At 69.2% G+C, this 17,389-nt stretch carries 15 protein-coding genes; 2 read left to right on the top strand and 13 right to left on the bottom strand.

The genetic code is table 11. The features are described from left to right. Nucleotides 1-22 precede the first annotated feature (22 nt). From hisIE to FKQ52_RS11785, 8 genes are read right to left on the bottom strand one after another with little or no spacing between them, the layout of a single operon-like run. The gene (hisIE, locus tag FKQ52_RS11820; protein WP_141627360.1) at nucleotides 23-640 is read right to left on the bottom strand and encodes a bifunctional phosphoribosyl-AMP cyclohydrolase/phosphoribosyl-ATP diphosphatase HisIE; all 618 of its coding nucleotides are present in this window, start codon (nucleotides 638-640) and stop codon (nucleotides 23-25) included. Further along, nucleotides 637-1,404, bottom strand: a complete 768-nt coding sequence (gene hisF, locus FKQ52_RS11815; protein ID WP_141627359.1) for an imidazole glycerol phosphate synthase subunit HisF — start codon at nucleotides 1,402-1,404, stop codon at nucleotides 637-639. The genes hisIE and hisF overlap by 4 nt, the downstream gene beginning before the upstream one ends. Then, nucleotides 1,401-2,135 carry a 1-(5-phosphoribosyl)-5-[(5-phosphoribosylamino)methylideneamino]imidazole-4-carboxamide isomerase gene (hisA, locus tag FKQ52_RS11810; RefSeq protein WP_141627358.1) on the bottom strand — a complete coding sequence of 245 codons (735 nt, stop codon included), beginning with the start codon at nucleotides 2,133-2,135 and terminating at the stop codon, nucleotides 1,401-1,403. The genes hisF and hisA overlap by 4 nt, the downstream gene beginning before the upstream one ends. Then, nucleotides 2,132-2,734, bottom strand: coding sequence for an imidazole glycerol phosphate synthase subunit HisH (gene hisH / locus FKQ52_RS11805; RefSeq protein ID WP_141627357.1), 603 nt, complete (start codon nucleotides 2,732-2,734; stop codon nucleotides 2,132-2,134). Before hisH ends, hisA begins: the two co-directional genes overlap by 4 nt. Beyond that, a complete protein-coding gene (locus FKQ52_RS11800; RefSeq protein ID WP_205750752.1) occupies nucleotides 2,731-4,167 on the bottom strand; it encodes an aminotransferase class I/II-fold pyridoxal phosphate-dependent enzyme in 1,437 nt (478 codons plus the stop codon). The genes hisH and FKQ52_RS11800 overlap by 4 nt, the downstream gene beginning before the upstream one ends. Then, entirely contained in the window at nucleotides 4,164-5,486 is a 1,323-nt protein-coding gene (hisD, locus tag FKQ52_RS11795; RefSeq protein ID WP_141627356.1) for a histidinol dehydrogenase, read from the bottom strand. Before hisD ends, FKQ52_RS11800 begins: the two co-directional genes overlap by 4 nt. After that, nucleotides 5,486-6,367, bottom strand: a complete 882-nt coding sequence (hisG, locus tag FKQ52_RS11790) for an ATP phosphoribosyltransferase (RefSeq protein ID WP_141627355.1) — start codon at nucleotides 6,365-6,367, stop codon at nucleotides 5,486-5,488. The genes hisD and hisG overlap by 1 nt, the downstream gene beginning before the upstream one ends. A gap of 9 nt (nucleotides 6,368-6,376) precedes the next feature. Further along, complete coding sequence (locus tag FKQ52_RS11785; protein WP_141627354.1) at nucleotides 6,377-6,661, bottom strand: YerC/YecD family TrpR-related protein; 285 nt, start codon at nucleotides 6,659-6,661, stop codon at nucleotides 6,377-6,379. Between the two features lie 187 nt (nucleotides 6,662-6,848). Between FKQ52_RS11785 and FKQ52_RS11780 the strand changes: the two genes are divergently transcribed. Beyond that, nucleotides 6,849-9,341, top strand: coding sequence for an exo 1,3/1,4-beta-D-glucan glucohydrolase (locus FKQ52_RS11780; RefSeq protein ID WP_141627353.1), 2,493 nt, complete (start codon nucleotides 6,849-6,851; stop codon nucleotides 9,339-9,341). Between the two features lie 81 nt (nucleotides 9,342-9,422). Beyond that, nucleotides 9,423-10,784: a DUF6880 family protein gene (locus FKQ52_RS11775; RefSeq protein WP_141627352.1), complete on the top strand. Its 1,362-nt coding sequence runs from the start codon at nucleotides 9,423-9,425 to the stop codon at nucleotides 10,782-10,784. Here FKQ52_RS11775 and FKQ52_RS11770 read toward each other — a convergent pair. From FKQ52_RS11770 to FKQ52_RS11750, 5 genes are all read right to left on the bottom strand, one after another. Then, complete coding sequence (locus FKQ52_RS11770; RefSeq protein ID WP_141627351.1) at nucleotides 10,781-12,406, bottom strand: carboxylesterase/lipase family protein; 1,626 nt, start codon at nucleotides 12,404-12,406, stop codon at nucleotides 10,781-10,783. The genes FKQ52_RS11775 and FKQ52_RS11770 overlap by 4 nt on opposite strands. Further along, the gene (locus FKQ52_RS11765; RefSeq protein ID WP_141627350.1) at nucleotides 12,406-13,749 is read right to left on the bottom strand and encodes an MFS transporter; all 1,344 of its coding nucleotides are present in this window, start codon (nucleotides 13,747-13,749) and stop codon (nucleotides 12,406-12,408) included. Before FKQ52_RS11765 ends, FKQ52_RS11770 begins: the two co-directional genes overlap by 1 nt. Nucleotides 13,750-13,783: 34 nt before the next feature. Further along, nucleotides 13,784-15,031: a serine hydrolase gene (locus tag FKQ52_RS11760; RefSeq protein WP_168196850.1), complete on the bottom strand. Its 1,248-nt coding sequence runs from the start codon at nucleotides 15,029-15,031 to the stop codon at nucleotides 13,784-13,786. Continuing rightward, nucleotides 15,028-15,726 (bottom strand): TetR/AcrR family transcriptional regulator, encoded by a 699-nt coding sequence (locus FKQ52_RS11755; protein ID WP_141628347.1) that lies wholly within the window; start codon nucleotides 15,724-15,726, stop codon nucleotides 15,028-15,030. The genes FKQ52_RS11760 and FKQ52_RS11755 overlap by 4 nt, the downstream gene beginning before the upstream one ends. Nucleotides 15,727-15,799: 73 nt before the next feature. Continuing rightward, entirely contained in the window at nucleotides 15,800-17,389 is a 1,590-nt protein-coding gene (locus FKQ52_RS11750; protein ID WP_240811637.1) for an AMP-binding protein, read from the bottom strand.

Here is a 17,389-nt window from a genome sequence, read left to right as displayed (position 1 = left end):
GTGGCCTTGCGTCCATCACTGTTCAGTGACTGGTCTTCACCGCCCGCGTCGCCAGCACGTCCAGAACGTCCTGCAGCCCGAGCCCACGGGCGTGCAGCAGGACCAGCAGGTGATAGATCAGGTCAGCGGCTTCGGAGGCCAGTTCCTCATCCGGTCCGGCGGCTCCGGCCAGCGCTGTCTCGACGCCTTCCTCGCCCACCTTCTGGGCCACCCGCTTGGGCCCCTCGGCCAGCAGACGGGCGGTCCAGCTTTCAGCCGGATCGGCGGCGGCGCGGACGGCGATGGTCTGCTCCAGCCGGGCCAGACGTCCGACGCCCGGCGCGTCCTCTTCGCCGAAGCAGCTGACCCGGTTCAGGTGGCAGGCGTTGCCGACCGGGCGGACCTTCAGCACCAGCGCATCGCTGTCGCAGTCAGGCGTGATCGAGACGACGTGCAGCCGGTCGCCCGAGGTCTCGCCCTTGCGCCAGCGCCCGCCGCGCGAGCGCGAGAAGAAGGTCGCCTCGCCGCTGTCCACCGTCTCGTCGAAGGCGGCGCGGTCCATATAGGCGAGGGTGAGCACCTGAAGGGTCGCGGCGTCCTGCACCACAACCGGGATCAGGCCGTCGCCCTTGGCGAAGTCGAGGGTGTTCGGATCGATCATGGTCTTACCTCGATGCCGGATCGGATCAGGAAGCTCTTGAGCTCGGGGATCGGCAGGGCGCCGGTGTGGAAGACGCTGGCCGCGAGCGCGCCCGAGACGTCGGCCTGTTCGAACACGTCACGGAAATGCTCCGCCGAGCCCGCGCCGCCCGAGGCGACCAGCGGGATGGTCAGGCGCGAGCGGGCTTCGGCCAGCTGGGCGATATCGTAGCCCTTGCGGACCCCGTCCTCGTCCATGCAGTTCAGGACGATCTCGCCGGCGCCGAGCGTTTGCGCCTCCATGATCCAGTCCATGGTGCGGCGGCCGGAGCCCCGGCTGGCGGCGGCGTCGCCGGTGTATTGGTGCACGACCCAGTCATCCCCCGCGCGCTTGGAATCCACGCCGACGACCACGCACTGGGAGCCCAGCCGGTCGGCCATCTCGGCGATCAGGTCGGGCCGTTCGAGGGCGGGGGAGTTGATCGACACCTTGTCCGCGCCGTGGTCGAGGCAGAGCGCGGCCTGCTCGACCGAGCGAATGCCGCCCGCGACGCAGAACGGGATGTCCAGCAGTCGGGCGATGTCGCGCACCCAGCCATAGTCCAGCGTGCGGCCCTGCGGGCTGGCGGTGATGTCGTAGAAGACCAGTTCGTCGGCGCCCTGATCGCGATAACGGGCGGCCAGTTCGGCGGCGTCGCCCATGTCGCGGTGCCCCTCGAAACGAACGCCCTTCACGACCCGGCCGTCCTTCACGTCGAGGCAGGGAATTATCCTTCTGGCCGTCATGCGCGGGCGGTCTCCAGCGCCTGTTCCAGCGTGAAGCGGCCCTCGTAGAGGGCGCGGCCGATGATGGCGCCGGACGATCCGACAGAACGGGCGCCGGTCAGATCGGTCAGGTCCGCAACCCCGCCCGAGGCCTGAAGCCACAGGTCGGGGCGCTGCTGGTGGATCTCGGCCAGCAGGTCGAGGTTCGGCCCGGTCAGGGCGCCGTCGCGCCCCACATCGGTGACCAGCAGGTGTCTGGCGCTGCCGACCGGATAGCGCTCGAGCGCGGTCCACAGGTCCACGTCGGCGGCTTCGGTCCACCCCTTCAGCGCCGGGACATAGCGATCGCCGTCGGCCTTCACGTCGATGGCCAGGGTGATGTGGTCGGCGCCGAAGCGCTCGAGCCAGCCCAGCACCTCGTCCGGCTTCGTCACGGCCAGCGAGCCGACCACGACGCGGCTGACCCCGGCGTCCAGCAGGCGTGCGACATCATCGGCGCTGCGCACGCCGCCGCCGGACTGGATACGGATGTCGATGGCCGAGGCCAGTTCGCCGATCAGCTCATGCTGCATGGCGCGCCCGGCCTCGGCGCCGTCCAGATCGACGATGTGGGCCCAGGTCGCGCCTGACGCGCGGAAGGCCGCCAGTCGTTTGGGCGGCGCATCGTCATAGTGGGTCACCTGATCGAACTTGCCGTGCATCAGGCGAACGCAGACGCCGTCGCGCAGGTCGATGGCCGGATAGACGATCATGCGTCCAGCTCCAGAAAATTCTTGAGGATGCGGGCCCCGGCCTTGGCCGAACGCTCCGGGTGAAACTGGCAACCCCAGCGATTGGCCTGACGGACCACCGCCGGAACCACGCCGCCGTAGTCGGCCCGCGCAAGGGTGGCGGGGCCGTCGGGGCAGACGAAGCCGTGGACGAAATAGGCCCAGTCGTCATCGCCCAAGCCTTCGAGCAGGGGATCGGCCTGCGTCACCTCCAGCCGTGACCAGCCCATGTGGGGCACGGGCAGGGAGGGGCCGGGCTCCAGTCTGGAGACGCGCCCGGGGATGAGGCCGAGCAGTGGCGTGCCGCCGCCTTCATCGCTGTCGGCGAACAGAAGTTGCTGGCCCAGACAGACGCCCAGCAGGGGGCGGGGGAAGGCGCGGATCGCGTCGGTCAGGCCGAGTTGGTCCAGTCGCGACATCGCGTAGCCCGCCTGACCTACGCCCGGCAGGATCAGCCGCTCGGCTTCGGCCACATCGGCCGGGTCGCTGGTCAGGCGCACGGCGGCCCCCAGCCGCTCCAGCGCGAACTGGACCGAGGCGACGTTGCCCGCGCCATAGGTGAGGATGGTGACGGATTTCACAGAACACCCTTGGTCGACGGCACCGCTTCGCCCTCGACGCGGATCGCTTGACGCAGGGCGCGGCCGAAACCCTTGTAGGCGGCCTCGGTCTTGTGGTGGTCGTCGTCGCCGGTGACCTTGATGTGGACCGCGGCGCCCATGGCCTCGGCCAGAGAGCGGAAGACGTGGGCCGTCAGATCCGTGCGGTACTCGCCGATGAAGGGCGTGGCGAACGTTCCCTCGAACAGCGGATAGGGCCGCCCCGACAGGTCGATGGCGACATGGGCCTCGGCTTCGTCCATCGCGAGGATGAAGCCATAGCGGGCGATGCCGCGGCGCGCGCCCAGCGCCTGCTTCAGCGCCAGACCCAGCGCGATGGCGCTGTCCTCGATGGTGTGGTGCGGATCGGTGTGCAGGTCGCCCTCGCACGACAGGGTCAGGGAGAAGCCCCCGTGCGCCGCGATCTGCTCCAGCATGTGGTCGAAGAAGCCGACGCCAGTCGAGATCACGACCGGGCCGGTCGTGTCCAGATCGACGGCGCAGACGATGCGGGTCTCCTTGGTGTCGCGCACAGCCTGACCGGTGCGATTGGCGCGCGCCTTGGCGGGGGCGAGGTCCAGCGCGACCAGCAGGCGGTCGTTGATCTCCATCTTGGCGGAGACCGGCAGACGCAGGCGGTCGCCCGCGCGCTCGGCGACGACGCCGTAGCGGGTCAGGACGGCCAGCACGGCCCCGGGATCGGATGGGCGCGCCATCAGGACCGGGCCGAAGCCGGGTTCAATGGTCATCTCGCGCGACAGGGCCTTGGCCAGTCGCTCCCGCTCACGCCGGACGGCCCCCAGACGTTCCTTCGTCTCGATCAGGCGGGACGGATCGAGCGCCTGCAGGGCCAGCCGCACCGAGACTTCCGGCAGGGCATAGGGCTCCAGCACCGAAGCCAGTTGCGCCAGCGCCTCCGGCTGACCCAGCGCCGCCCCCACACGGGCGCCCGCGAGGCCGTAGGCCATCGACAGGCTGCGCAGAACGATCAGGTTCTGCTGTTCTCCAACGGCTTCAGCGGCCGAGGCGGCGTCGGCGTACTCGGCCATCCCCTCGTCCACGACCAGCAGGGCAGGCGCCACCCGAGCGGCCATTTCGGCCACGGCTTCGGGAGAACCGAGGGCGCGCACGATGACGGCTCCGGTCTCGGCCTGTGGGGCTGCCGTGCGATAGAGGGCGGCAAGCGAGCGGTAGGGCTCGGCGTCCGGCGCCTCGACCTTCAGGCCGTCGCGGGCGGCGAGGCGAAAGACCAGCTCCAGCCCGTGCGTGAGCCCCCGCACCGGCAGCACCTGACCGGCGGGCAGGCCGTAGACCTCGCCCATCCGGGCCGTGAGCGCGGCGGGCGCGGCCGGATAGCGATCCAGACCTTCACCACCCGCGACCAGCGGGGCGAAGGGGGCGGGCAGGTTCTTCATTGGCCCGACCTCAGGTCGGCGGCGCGGGCGTGGGCTTCCAGCCCTTCCATCCGGGCCAGCTGGGCGGCCACCGGCGCCAGACCGGCGGCGCCTGCGGCGCTCACGCTCTGGACTGACATGGAGGTCATGAAGCTGGCGGTGGTGATCCCGCCGAGGGTCCGTGCTCCGCCGTCGGTCGGCAGGACATGGCTGGGCCCGGCGGCGTAGTCGCCCAAGGTCTCGGCGGCGTAGGGGCCGACGAACACAGCGCCTGCGGCGGTGATCCGCTCGACATGCTTTTCCGCATCCAGCACCTGAAGCGCGAGGTGTTCCGGGGCATAGAGGTTCGAGACCTCGCAGGCTTCGGCGACGCTCTTCACCCGGATGACCCGCCCTTCGGACAGGGCCGCGCGGGCGATGTCGGCGCGGGGCAGGGTTTCGAGCTGAAGCTCCAGCTCGTCCAGCACGGCGTCGATCAGGCCCTTGCTCTCGGACACCAGCACGACCTGGGCGTCCGGGTCGTGCTCGGCCTGACTGAGCAGATCGGCGGCGGCGACCACGGCGTCGGCGTCCCGGTCGGCGATGACCAGCAGCTCAGACGGCCCGGCGGGCATGTCGACGGCGGGGCCGCCGGGGAGGGCGCTGGCCTGCTTCTTGGCCTCCGCGACCCAGGCGTTGCCGGGACCGAACAGCTTGGCCACGGGCTCGATCTCGCCGTCTTCGAACGTCGCGCCGAAGGTCAGCGCCGCGATGGCCTGCGCGCCGCCGATCAGCCACAGGGCGTCCAGTCCGGCCTCGGCGGCCGCGACGATCATGGCCGGGTGGGGCCGGCCGTCCTTCGACGGCGGCGTTACGGCCACGCGTCGCGCCACCCCCGCCACCTGGGCCGGAATGGCCAGCATCAGCAGGGACGAGAACAGGGGGGCAGTGCCGCCCGGAACATAAAGACCCGCCGACCCGATGGGTCGCCATACGATTCTCGAACGGACGCCGGGCCGGGTCTCGATCCATTGGCTGCCGTCGGGCCGGGTGGCCTGATGGAAGATCCGGACGTTCTCGGCGGCGATCTTCAGGGCGCGGGTGGCGGCGGGCGGGAGTGATGCGCGGGCGTCGGCCACCACTTGGTCCGTGATGGCGATGCGGCGTGGCGCGGCGCCGTCCAGCTTCAGGCTCCAGTCGGTGACTGCCGCGCCGCCGCCCGCCTGCACGTCGTCGAAGATGGCGCGCACGCCGTCGGTGACCTGCGCCTCGCTGCGGCGGGCAGGGCGCGCGAGGGCGGCGCGGCGACCGGCGGCGTCCAGCGACGACCAGTCGATGATGTTTCCAATCAGCCGGGTCATCACATCATCTTCTCGATGGGGAGCACCAGAATGGCCGAGGCCCCCGCGCCCTTCAGCTTCTCGAGCGTCTCCCAGAACACGGCTTCCTGACAAACGGCGTGCACGGCCACGGCGTCGTCCCGGCCGGACAGGGGCATGACCGTCGGGGCGCCGGCGCCCGGCAGGATGGCGGTGATCTGGTCCAGCGCCGCGCGCGGGGCGTTCAGCATCACGTATTTGGCGCCCTGGGAGGCGACGACGCCGCTCATTCGTTCGATGATGCTGTCCAGCAGTTCGGCCAGTTGGGGCTCGGGCGCGACGGGCGAGCGGATCAGCACCGCCTGCGAGTCCAGCACGGTGTCCCGCGCCGACAGGCCGTTCGCCTCGATGGTCGCGCCGGTGGAGACCAGGTCACAGATTGCGTGGGCAAGCTTCAGCCGCGGCGCGACCTCGACCGCGCCGCGCATGGTGACGATGTCGGCGCTGACGCCCTGCGCCTCCAGATAGCGGCGCAGGACGCGCGGATAGGAGGTGGCGATCCGCTTGCCGTCCAGCGAGGCGGGCCCGGCGTAGTCCAGTGTCGGCGGCACGGCGATCTTCAGCGTGCATTTGCCGAAGCCCAGCGGCATTACCACCTGCGCGACCGGCCCGCCGTTGCGGCCCTCCTCCAGCACATTCTCGCCGACGATTCCCAGATCGCAGACGCCGTCGGCGACAAAGGTGGGAATGTCGTCATCGCGCACGCGGAGCAGGTCGATGGGATAGTTCTCGACCCGATACAGCAGGTCGTTGTTGCCCTTCACCACGCGCAGGCCCGCATCGCGGACCAGATCGAGACTGCGTTCGGACAAACGGCCGGATTTCTGGACGGCGATACGCAGCCGACCCTCAACGGTGCTCATGATCTCAACTCAGGCTTTCAGTCTGTCCAGCACCAGGCGGTAGCCCTGATGCGGCATCTCTTTCAGAAAACGGGCGACCCGCACGACGGTGGTCGGGCTGGCCTGCGCCTCGGCGGCGATCTCGCGGTACGACTTGCCGCCGGCGTCCAGAAGCCGGGCCACGGCCCAGCGCTCGGTGAAGGCGCGCAGCTCCGCGGGCGTGCAAAGGTCGGCCAGAAAGGCGTCCACCTCCTCACGCGTTTTCAGCGTCAGAAGGGCGTCGTGCAGGGCGTCGCGGGCGGCGGGGATCGTCATGGCGCGTTCCATTATGCTGTAACGATGGAACGCGCAAGTGCATTCTGTCGCGAACACGAAAGACTCCGTGACTTGCCAAGAGCGCGTCCTGTCGCTGATAGTTAGCGCTAACATCCGCCCGGTTCCGGGACGGAGGGCGTGTTCAAACCGGTCGCGCCGAACAAGAAACTCTCCCGGGGGGAACCCAATGCTGCGCACTGTTTCCGTTCTCGCGCTGACGCTCGCCATCACTCAGCCGGCCTTCGCCCAAACCCCGCCGCCCGTGCCGAATGTCGCGCGGGCGAACCCGGCCCACTGGCCGCACGCCTCGTCGCCGGACGCGATGAGCGACGCCCGGACAGAAGCCTTCGTCGCCGATCTGCTGTCGCGCATGACGCTGGAAGAGAAGGTCGGCCAGACGATTCAGGCTGACATCGCCTCGATCAAACCCGAGGACCTGCTGACCTATCCGCTCGGCTCGATCCTGGCGGGCGGCAACTCCTCGCCTGGCGGGGATGAGCGGGCTTCACCGCAGGCGTGGGTCGATCTGGCGCGCCAGTTCCGCGCCGCCGCCGCCGCCCGACCGGGCGCGCGCATCCCGCTGATCTACGGCATCGACGCCGTGCACGGGCACAACAATGTGATCGGTGCGACCATCTTCCCGCACAACATCGGCCTGGGCGCCGCGCGTGATCCGGACCTGATCCGTCGCATCGGTGAGGCCACGGCTCTGGAAGTCGCTGTCACCGGCGCCGACTGGACCTTCGGCCCGACGCTGGCCGTGCCGCGCGATGACCGCTGGGGTCGCGCCTACGAAGGCTATGCCGAGGATCCGGAGGTTCAGCGCAGCTACGCCGGGCCGATGACGCTGGGCCTTCAGGGCGAGCTGTCGCCGGATCATCCCCTGCTTCCGGGCCGCATCGCCGGTTCGGCCAAGCACTTCCTCGCCGACGGCGGCACCACGGACGGGAAGGATCAGGGCGACTTCGCCGGGACGGAACAGGAGCTGATCGACATCCATCTGGGCGGCTATGTGCAGGCGATCGACGCGGGCGTGCTGTCGGTGATGGCCAGCTTCTCCAGCTGGAACGGCTTCAAGCACTCGGGCAATCCGACCATCCTGCGGGACGTGCTGCACGGTCCACTGGGCTTCGACGGCTTCGTGGTGTCGGACTGGAACGCCCACGGCCAGCTGCCGGGCTGCTCCAACGAAAGCTGCGCCTCGGCCTTCAATGCCGGTATCGACATGTTCATGGCGCCGGACAGCTGGAAGCCGCTGTACGAGAACACCCTGGCTCAGGTGCGTTCGGGCGAGATCAGCATGGCGCGTCTGGACGAGGCCGTGACCCGCATCCTGCGCGCCAAGGTCAAGGCCGGCCTGTTCGGCTCACCCTATGAGGTCGAGGGCCGTTTCGAGCATCTGGGTTCGCCCGCTCACCGCGCCATCGCCCGTGAGGCCGTGCGCGAGTCTCTGGTTCTGCTGAAGAACGAAGGTTCAGTCCTGCCGATCCGCGCCGGGGCGCGTGTGCTCGTGGCCGGAACGGCGGCGGACGACATCGGTCAGGCTTCGGGCGGCTGGACCCTGACCTGGCAGGGCACCGGCAACACCAATGCCGACTTCCCCAATGGCCAGTCGATCTGGAGCGGCATCAACGAGGCCGTCAGCGAAGGCGGCGGCACGGCGGTGCTGAGCGCCGATGGTTCGTTTACCCGGAAGCCGGACGTCGCCATCGTCGTCTTCGGCGAGACGCCATACGCCGAGTTCCAGGGCGACGTGGACACGCTGGACTTCGTTCCGACCGAGCCGCTGGAGACCCTGCGTCGCCTGAAGGCGGCGGGTATTCCGACCGTGTCCGTCTTCCTGTCGGGCCGCCCGATGTGGGTGAACCCGGAACTGAACCAGTCCGACGCCTTCGTCGCCGCCTGGCTGCCGGGCACCGAGGGCGCGGGCATCGCCGACGTCCTGATCGGCGACCGCACCGGCAAGGCGCGTCACGACTTCCGCGGCGCCCTGTCCTTCTCGTGGCCCAAGGATGCGACCGGGGCGACCCTGAACCGGGGACAGCCGGGCTATGATCCGCTGTTCGCCTATGGCTACGGCCTGACCTATGCGCGCGGCGGTTCTGTGCCGACGCTGTCGGAAGTGTCGGGCGTGAGTGGCGAGACCTCGGTGGTCGATCGCTATTTCGTGGACGGCAAATTCGTCTCGCCCTGGTCGCTGTTGCTCAACGACACCGGCGGTCAGGCCAAGCCGACCCTGGGGCTGGGCGGCGTCAGCCCGCGCGGCGCTATCGAGGCCTTTGTGGTCGATGACCGTGCGCAGGAAAGCGCCCGTCAGTTCCGCTGGAACGGCTCGGGCCACGGCGACGCCCAGATCTGGGGCAGCGCGGTGGACCTGACCCGTCAGTCCAACGGCGAGATGGCGCTGAGCTTCCGCTACCGCGTCGACGCCCGTCCGGCCTCGGCGGTGTCGCTGAAGGTGCAGGGCGGTTCGGTCGACATGACCTCGATCTTCAACAGCGCGCCCGTGGGGGAGTGGAAGTCGGTGAAGATCCGTCTGTCCTGCTTTGGCGAGGCAGGCGCCAATCTGGCGGGCGTGGAGACGCCGTTCCAGCTGGGCACGTCCGGAACCTTCACGGTCTCGGTTTCGGAAGTCCGGCTGGCGTCGAACGAAAACGACACGGTCTGCCCGGCTCACTAAACGCTGAGGCAAGCGAACGGGGGCGGTCGTGATGCGGCCGCCCCTTTTTGCTGTTCAATCGCTCAGGCTCTAGAAGGCGGCATGGCGAAACGCCCGGCGACCCCGAAAAAGACCCTGACCGCTCCCAACCTCGCCGTTCTCGGCGCGGATCGGCTGGCCGCGCTCCTGATGGAGGTGGCGGGCGGCGATGCGCTGTGGAAGCGGCGGCTGCGCATGGAGCTGGCAGGCGAGGTCGGTGCGCCTGATCTGGCGCTGGAGCTGGACAAGCGTCTGACCACGTTGGGCGACAGCCGCGTGCGGGTGTCCTGGCGCAAGCGGCCTGAGCTGATCCGCGATCTGCAAAGCCTGCGCCGGATGATCGTTGACCGGCTGTCGCAACTGGATGCGCGGCTGGCGTTCAACCGGATGGTGGCGTGGTTCGACCTCTATCCGGGGCTGACGGTGCGGGTGAAGGATCCCAAGGGCGAACTGGGTTTGCTGTTCGACGGCGCGACCGGAGAGTTGGCGAGGCTGGCCTCGGCGCTGGGGCCGGAGGGGGCGGCGCCGATCCTGTCGGACGCGCTGGCCACCCGGCTGTCGGAGTGGGCGTCGTGGGTCGGACGCGGGGTGGATGATCTCAGCCCTGCGGTTGCGTCAGCGCTGTTGACTGATCTGACGAAGGGTAAGCCGCGTCCAACCGGGCGACTGGCGCTGGTGGTTCGCAAGCTGGCCGAGCGCAGTGGCGATCTGGACGCCTGGATCAGCGCCATTCCCGACGATGACCAGAAGCGGCCCGAGGTCGGCTCCGTCATGGCCGCGAGGCTGGCGGCCGCCGGACGGGCTGAGGAGGCGAGGGCCGCGCTGGACGCCTCCCGCCCGGCGGCGCCGCCGTCCTCGCGCTGGGGGCGCAAGCCGGAGCCCGCGCCCGCACCGCCCGAGCAATGGTTTGAGGCCGAGATCGCTGTGCTGGACGCGGAAGGGCGCGTCGCGGAAGCGGACGAGGCGCGATGGGCGCTGTTCGAGCGGAACCTGTCACCCGACGCCCTGCGCGCCATCATCGCCCGTCTGCCGGACTTCGAGGACGTGGCGGCGCTGGATCGGGCCTTCGCCCATGCCGCCGGCTATTTCGACCCGGTGAAGGGGCTGGCCTTCCTGATGAACTGGCCCGCCCTGCGCGAGGCGGCGGAGATGGTCGAGGCCCGCTCGGGCGAACTGCGCGGCGGGCATGAGGATACGCCCCTCTGGGCGGCTCGATTGGCGGCCCGCTATCCGAAGGCGGCGCTGGTGCTGCTGCGGGCGCGGGCGAAGACGCTGGTGCGGCTGGGCTCGGGCATGACCGAGGAGGTCGAGGGCCTGATCCATGAGGCTGAAAGTCTGGCGACCCAGACCGGCGATGACGGACATGCCGCCTTCGTCGCCGGTCTAAGCACCGATATCGGGACCGGTCGGCTGCTGCGGCGCTAGCAGCCCGAGTCGGCGGGCGGCATCGGCGGCGAGGCCAGACCCGTGTTCCAGTTCCAGCCGATCGTCCCGGCCGCGCGGCGGCGGCACATGGTCTGTTCGTGCAGGTCGAACATGCCGGGGAACAGGGCCGTTTGCGGCTCCGGCCCGTCGCGGAAGGTCATCCAGCTGCGACTGTCTCCATAAGGCGCCCAGTCCGGGGCGTTCGTCGCCACCGGCTGACCAGTGCGGATAAAGCTGGTCCAGTAGCCGACCATGGCGTCCGACAGGCGCCGTTCCGCCGCGGTGTCGGGAACCTTCGGCCAGCGGGGCGGGGTCCGCTCCAGCGTGCCGAACACGTAGGGCAGTTCGCTGGCATGGAAGCCGTGCAGGCCCGCGCTGTCCGCCGCCGGATAGCCGTGGTCGAACAGATAGAGGAAGGACGGATGTCCCGCCGCCGTCTGGGACCGCACCATACGCTCGGAGGTCCAGCCGTACAGGGCGTCCCGGCTGGCGGCCAGGATGCTCTCGCCGACATCGGAGGACGGGTAGAGAGCCAGGAAGGCGTCGGCCATGTCGCCGTAACGTTCGCGGATCATCCGCTCATAGTCCGCAGCGCTGCCTGGGGCGGCAGGCGCCAGAACGCGCAGGGACCGGATTTCACCGCTGTTGAACCCCGCCAGCACCGGGATAGGCGCCTGCTCGCCCCGATCGAAGGTGTCGACCAACTGGCGCGGCAGCACCTTGCCGTCCACGACGCCGAAGGTGGCGAAGCCGCCCAGCGCCGCGCGATCAGTCAGGGTCTGGGCGTCCATGCTGCGCAGGGCGCGCAGGCTGGGCGCCTGCAAGGTGCGCGAGAGGGCCGATCCGGCCTCCTCGCCTGACGGCGCGCCGAAACGGGCGGTCTTCAGCTCGGGCGTCGAGATCATATAGGCGCTCTGGGCGATAGCCCGGTCGAACAGGCCGCGCGCCAGCGGCGTACCCATCAGATACAGGACGCTCAGGCCGCCCGCGGACTCGCCCGCGATGGTGACATTCTCCGGATCGCCGCCGAACGAGGCGATGTTTCGCTTCACCCATTCCAGCGCCGCGACCTGATCCATCAGGCCGTAGTTGCCGGAGATGCCCAGCGGGCTTTCGGCGCTGAGGTCCGGATGCGACAGCCAGCCCAGAACGCCGAGGCGGTAGTTGATCGAGACCACGACCACGCCTTCGCGGGCCAGCCGTCCGCCGTCGTACAGCGTCTCCTTGCTGGAGCCGGTGACCAGAGCCCCGCCGTGGATCCAGACCATGACCGGCGCGCGGCCGGTGGTGGACGGGGTCCAGACGTTCAGGGTCAGGCAGTCCTCGCTCGTCGCGCCGATGTCGGACGAATAGATGGTCTGGAAGACCGGCGTGGGCTGGATGCAGGCCGCGCCGTAGCGGGTGGCGTCCCGCGTGCCGGTCCAGCGGGCGGCGGGGGCGGGCGGTCGCCAGCGCATCTCGCCGACGGGCGGGGCCGCGAACGGGATGCCCTTGAACCCGGCGATGCCGTTCTCGGTCGTTCCGCGCACGGCGCCCGCGGGGGCGGTGACCGTCTGGGCGTTCGCCGTGGCGCAGGCGGTCAGGGCCAGGGCGCTGACCGCGATGGAGAGGAAACGCTTCATCAGACGGCCTCCGCCTTGAGCCGGCGACCGATGACCTTCGACAGCCACAGGAACAGGCCGATGGCGGCCAGATAGACCGGGATCAGGGTGTAGAGCGCGATCTGCAGCGAGTTCTCGGGATGCGTGGCGCGGAAGAAGTCGCTGGCGGCGCCGACATAGGTCGGACCGAAACCCATGCCGATGAAGTTCATCACCAGCAGCAGCAGGGCGCCGGACATGACCCGCTGGTTCGGTTTCACCTCCTCCTGCACCAGCGCCACCGACGACGACAGATAGAAATAGTTCAGGAAGTTCGGCCCCAGCATCAGGACCAGCGCCAGCGGCCAGGACGGCGCCCACACAAAGGCGATGTAGAGCGGCAGGGCCAGTGTGAGCGAGAGCGCCGGGAGCAGGGCGTAGGCCTTCTTCGTCCGCTTCGTATATTTGTCGATCAGATAGCCCGAGGCGAAGATGCCGCCGCCCATGCCGATGGCGACCACCAGGGCGTACCACAGGGCCACGTCGCCCAGCTGCATGCCCTTCTCGCGCATCAGGAACAGCACGGCGAAATTGCCCAGACCGTAGGTGACGATCTGGGTCACGCCGCTGCCCAGCGAGGCCAGCACCAGCACCGGGTTGGAGAAGAACATCTTCACCGTCGCCCAGAAGCCGGCTTTGGCGGGCGTCGCGGCAGGGGCGGGCGCCAGCGGGGCGTCGGTGGCGGCGACCGCGGACTGATCCAGTCCGCCACGGCGGGGCTCCTTGACCAGCAGGGGCGTAATCAGCGCGACCAGAACGCCGACCGCGCCGATGGCGATGAAGGCGTCACGCCAGCTGAAGGCGGCGGCGATCGAGGCGCCGAAGGCTATGCCCAGCGCCGCGCCCACGGGCGGTCCGAGATTGTAGATGCCCAGCGCCATGCCGCGACGGCCGGGCGGGAAATAGTCGGTGATGATCGCATAGGACGGTGGCACGCCCCCGGCCTCGCCGAAGGCGACGGACATCCGCGACGCGGCCAGCTGGCCGAAATTCCTCGACAGGCCGAAGGCGATGGTCGCCGCGCTCCAGATGCCGCAGGCGACGGAGACGACCCAGACCCGGTTGGTGCGGTCCGCCAACCAGCCCACCGGAATGGCGATGAAGCAGTAGAAGAATGCGAAATACAGCCCGCCCAGCAGGCCCAGCTGACCATCGGTGATGTGAAGGGCGTCCTGGATCGGCTTGGCGAGGATCGACAGCAACTGCCGGTCCAGAAAGTTCAGCACATAGATGAACCACAGCATGCCCAGGGCGACCCAGGCGTTTCTGCCGACCGAGGGGTGGGCGGAGGGCGGTCCTCCGGATTCAATCGGTGTGGCGCTCATGGTCGTTTCCTCGGCTGCGGGCCTTGTGGCCCGTCTATTTCTCGGGATGGGTCAGGGCGGCGTAGGTCAGACTTCGGGCCCGGATGCGGAACTCGCCGCTCACCGGGTCGGCCATGCGCTGGATCAGGCCGACGAAAATCAGGTCGTTTTCCGGGTCGATCCAGAACCAGGTTCCGCCGCCGCCGCCCCAGCTGAGTGTGCCCTTGCCCTCGACCAGTCCGAGCCGCTTCGGATCCTCGGTGATGGCGAAGTCCAGACCGAAGGTCAGGGCGCGGCTGAAGGGCAGCAGGCGCAGCGGGTGGGTGGTGTCCAGCACGGCCTCTGGGACAGCGTTGGTGGCCATCAGGTCCACCGTCGCCGGCTTAAGGATGCGGACGCCGTCCAGTTCGCCCCGGTTCAGGATCATCTGGCAGAAGCGGGCGTAGTCCATGGCCGTCGAGACCAGCCCCCCGCCGCCACCCTCGAACCGGGGCGGGCGGGTATAGTCGTTGATCGGCATGTCGAAGGCGTCGGTCGCGACTCTGAGGCCGCCCGCGCCGTCGTCGCAGTACATCTCGGCCAGCCGGTGGACCTGATCAGCGGGCACATGAAAGCCGGTGTCGGCCATACCGAGCGGCTCGAAGATGCGGGTGCGCAGGAAGTCCGCGAAGCTCATCCCCGACAGCCGTTTGACCACCAGCGCCTGCAGATCCGTGGCGATGGAGTAGAACCACTCGGTTCCCGGTTGGAACATCAGCGGGATGCGGGCGGCGCGTTCGGCCAGTTGCTCATGGCTGTCGGCCATCATCACGCCGCTCTCGCGATAGGCGCGTTCAACCGGATGCACGTCGAACAGGCCGTAGCCGAGGCCGGTGGTGTGGCTCATCAGCTCGCGCATGGTTGGCGCGCGAATGGCGTCTTTGGTCAGCATGGAGCCGTCGTCGGCGATGCCCGCGAACACCTTCTGGCCGATGAACTCGGGCAGGTAGTCGGTGATCGGGTCGTCCAGCCGCCAAAGCCCCTGTTCGTACAGGATCATCATGGCCACGCCCGTGACCGGCTTGGTCATCGAATAGATGCGGAACAGGGTGTCCCGTTCGATCGGCTTGTCGTCCGCCAGATCGGCCTTGCCGAAGGTGCTGAAGGCGGCGACACGTCCGTGGCGGATCAGCAGGGTGGATGTCCCGGCGACCTTGCCGCTCTCCACCATTCCCGACATGTACCCGTCAAGCGACGCGAGGCCTTGCGGGTCGAAGCCGAGCGCTTCGGGGCTGGAGGCGAAGGGCAGGTCGCGCGCCGTCATCCCTGCGTCCCCTGTCGCGCCGCCGCGCGATCCCGGCAGACGCCGATGAAGCCGTGGGCCATGAAGGCGGCCATCCGCTCCTTGATCGCGTCGAAGTCGTCGGATCGGCATTTGCCGCCGGACAGGTGATCGATCCGGCCTGTCCGGGCGAGGCTCAGCGTCAGGGCGCCGGTCACGAAGTGGTAGCCCCAGAAGATGTCTTCTTCCGCCGCCTCGGGCAGGGCCTGTTTCAGCAGGCCGATCAGACGCAGCACGACGGGATCGTACAGCCGGTCCATCACCTCCGCGCCCCAGGCCGGGGTGTTGTTGATCTGGGCGCTCAGGGCCCCGAAATGCCGCCAGCCGTCGCCGCCGTTGGAATAGGTGTCCAGATCGGTGTCCAGAAACGCGCGCAGGGCGCCCTCGACCGTCGGCTTGCCGTTCGCGGCCTTCTCATAGGCGTCCAGCGCATCCATCCGTCGTCCGCTGGTCACCGGCGCGCGACGGGCCATGACCTTGTCGAACACGTCCTGCTTGTCGGCGAAGTAGTAATGGACCAGCGACTTGTGGACCCCGACCTTGTCGGCGATGTCCTTGATCGTGACGCCATAGAAGCCGTGCTGCGAGAACAGCTCCTCGGCGGCATCGAGCAGTTGCTCCAGACTTTCGGCGCGCTGCTCGGCCTTGCGGCGGGGCTTCGGGGACGGGGTGGGCATGACCTGAAACTCCGGGCGGTCCGGCGTCTCCGGTTGGGGATACGCCGACTCGATGCGTGAGACGGCGGTCATCCTATGCGCCTCCATAGGTGGCGCGAAGCTGGGTCTTGTTGATCTTGCCCGTCGCCGCCAGCGGCATGGCGTCGACGCGGACCACCTGCTCGGGAATCCACCAGTCCGCGACCTGTCCCTTCAGCGCGGCCTTCAGGTCTGTGTCGGCGATCTCCTGTCCACGCGCGGGTTCAATGACCATCAGCGGACGCTCGCCCCACTTCGGGTCAGCCCGTCCGATCACGGCCACCAGACCGATGCCCGGCAGGGCGCCGATGATGTCCTCGATCTCGACCGGATTGATCCATTCACCGCCGGACTTGATCAGGTCCTTGGAGCGGCCCGCGAGGGTCAGGTTGCCGTCGTCGTCCAGCGAGGCAAGGTCGCCGGTATCAAACCAGCCGTCGGCATCCACGGCCGGCTCGGCCGCGCCGAAGTAGGCGTTCACGACGCTCTGGCCCTTCACCTTCAGGCGCCCGACGCCGTTGCGTTGGTCGGGCAGGGGGATGCCGTCGGCGTCTGTCAGCAGCAGGTCCAGACCCAGGGGCGGCCGTCCCGAACCGCGCGTCGCGCCCGGCTGATCGGTGCGGGGGGAAATAGCGCCCAGCGGCGAAAGCTCGGTCATGCCCCAACTGGTCTGCACCGTGGCTCCGAAGCGGCTTTCCATCCGGCGCAGCAGGCTGTCCGGGCAGCTGGAGCCGCCGATGATGATGCGCTCCAGACTGTGGGTCTGGCCGCCGGTGGCGTCCAGATGGTCCAGCAGGCCCAGCCAGACCGTCGGCACCCCGACCGCGACCGTGACCTGATGCCGATCAATCAGGCGGGCCAGGCTGGCGCCGTCCGTGACCCGTCCGGGCAGCACCAGGGTCGCGCCCACCGCCGGCGCCGCGAACGGCAAGCCCCAGGCGTTGGCGTGGAACATGGGCACGGCGACCAGCACCGTATCGTGGGCGGTCAGGGCGATGGAGTCCGCCTGCAGCGCGCGCAGGGTGTGCAGGTAGTTGGAGCGGTGGGTGTAGGCCACGCCCTTGGGCGCGCCCGTAGTGCCCGAGGTGAAGCACAGGCCCGCCAGAGCGGTCTCGTCGAACTGGCCCCAGATCGCGGGACGGCCACGCGAGGCCAGCAGGCTCTCGAGATCGCAGATGTCCTTGCGGCCCGGCTCGGCCGTTTCGCCGTCCAGCAGGATCAGCCGTTCCAGCGAGGGGCAGGCGTCCATCAGGGCCTCGGCCATGTCGCGCAGCCCGGCGCCGACGGCCAGTACGCGGTCGTCCGCCTTGGCCACCATGGCGGCCAGATGGGCGACGGTCAGGCGGGGATTCAGGGTGTGGCAGACAAGGCCGACGCCCATGGCGGCATACCAGACCTCAACGTGATGCCGGGTGTTCCAGGCCAGGGTGGCGATCTTCTGGCCCGGCTTCAGGCCCATATCGAGCAGGGCGCCGGACAGGCGGTTGGCACGGTCGCGCAGACCCGCGTAGCCCAAGGCGTCGTCGCCGTCCGGCCCGCTCGCGGTAACCACCTGCGCGGTCCCGTGCCACTTCGCCCCATGATCCAGAAAGCGATCAACGGTCAGGGCGTAGTCCTGCATCGGAGCGGGGAGAAAGGCGGTCAT

The organism is Brevundimonas sp. M20 (assembly GCF_006547065.1).
Taxonomy (GTDB): Bacteria; Pseudomonadota; Alphaproteobacteria; order Caulobacterales; family Caulobacteraceae; genus Brevundimonas.
Note: the sequence above shows the minus strand (reverse complement) of the source record. Positions and strands in the feature narration are given on the sequence as shown.

Coding starts and splice junctions, on each gene's coding strand:
- FKQ52_RS11785 (WP_141627354.1), bottom strand. CDS start 6,661: ATGACGATCCCCGCCGCCCGCGACGCCCTGCACGACGCCCTTCTGACG.
- FKQ52_RS11755 (WP_141628347.1), bottom strand. CDS start 15,726: ATGCCCACCCCGTCCCCGAAGCCCCGCCGCAAGGCCGAGCAGCGCGCC.
- hisA (WP_141627358.1), bottom strand. CDS start 2,135: ATGATCGTCTATCCGGCCATCGACCTGCGCGACGGCGTCTGCGTTCGC.
- FKQ52_RS11765 (WP_141627350.1), bottom strand. CDS start 13,749: ATGAGCGCCACACCGATTGAATCCGGAGGACCGCCCTCCGCCCACCCC.
- hisF (WP_141627359.1), bottom strand. CDS start 1,404: ATGACGGCCAGAAGGATAATTCCCTGCCTCGACGTGAAGGACGGCCGG.
- FKQ52_RS11770 (WP_141627351.1), bottom strand. CDS start 12,406: ATGAAGCGTTTCCTCTCCATCGCGGTCAGCGCCCTGGCCCTGACCGCC.
- FKQ52_RS11750 (WP_240811637.1), bottom strand. CDS start 17,389: ATGACCGCCTTTCTCCCCGCTCCGATGCAGGACTACGCCCTGACCGTT.
- FKQ52_RS11800 (WP_205750752.1), bottom strand. CDS start 4,167: ATGAAGAACCTGCCCGCCCCCTTCGCCCCGCTGGTCGCGGGTGGTGAA.
- FKQ52_RS11760 (WP_168196850.1), bottom strand. CDS start 15,031: ATGACGGCGCGCGACCTGCCCTTCGCCTCCAGCCCCGAAGCGCTCGGC.
- hisG (WP_141627355.1), bottom strand. CDS start 6,367: ATGAGCACCGTTGAGGGTCGGCTGCGTATCGCCGTCCAGAAATCCGGC.
- hisIE (WP_141627360.1), bottom strand. CDS start 640: ATGATCGATCCGAACACCCTCGACTTCGCCAAGGGCGACGGCCTGATC.
- FKQ52_RS11775 (WP_141627352.1), top strand. CDS start 9,423: ATGGCGAAACGCCCGGCGACCCCGAAAAAGACCCTGACCGCTCCCAAC.
- FKQ52_RS11780 (WP_141627353.1), top strand. CDS start 6,849: ATGCTGCGCACTGTTTCCGTTCTCGCGCTGACGCTCGCCATCACTCAG.
- hisD (WP_141627356.1), bottom strand. CDS start 5,486: ATGACCCGGCTGATTGGAAACATCATCGACTGGTCGTCGCTGGACGCC.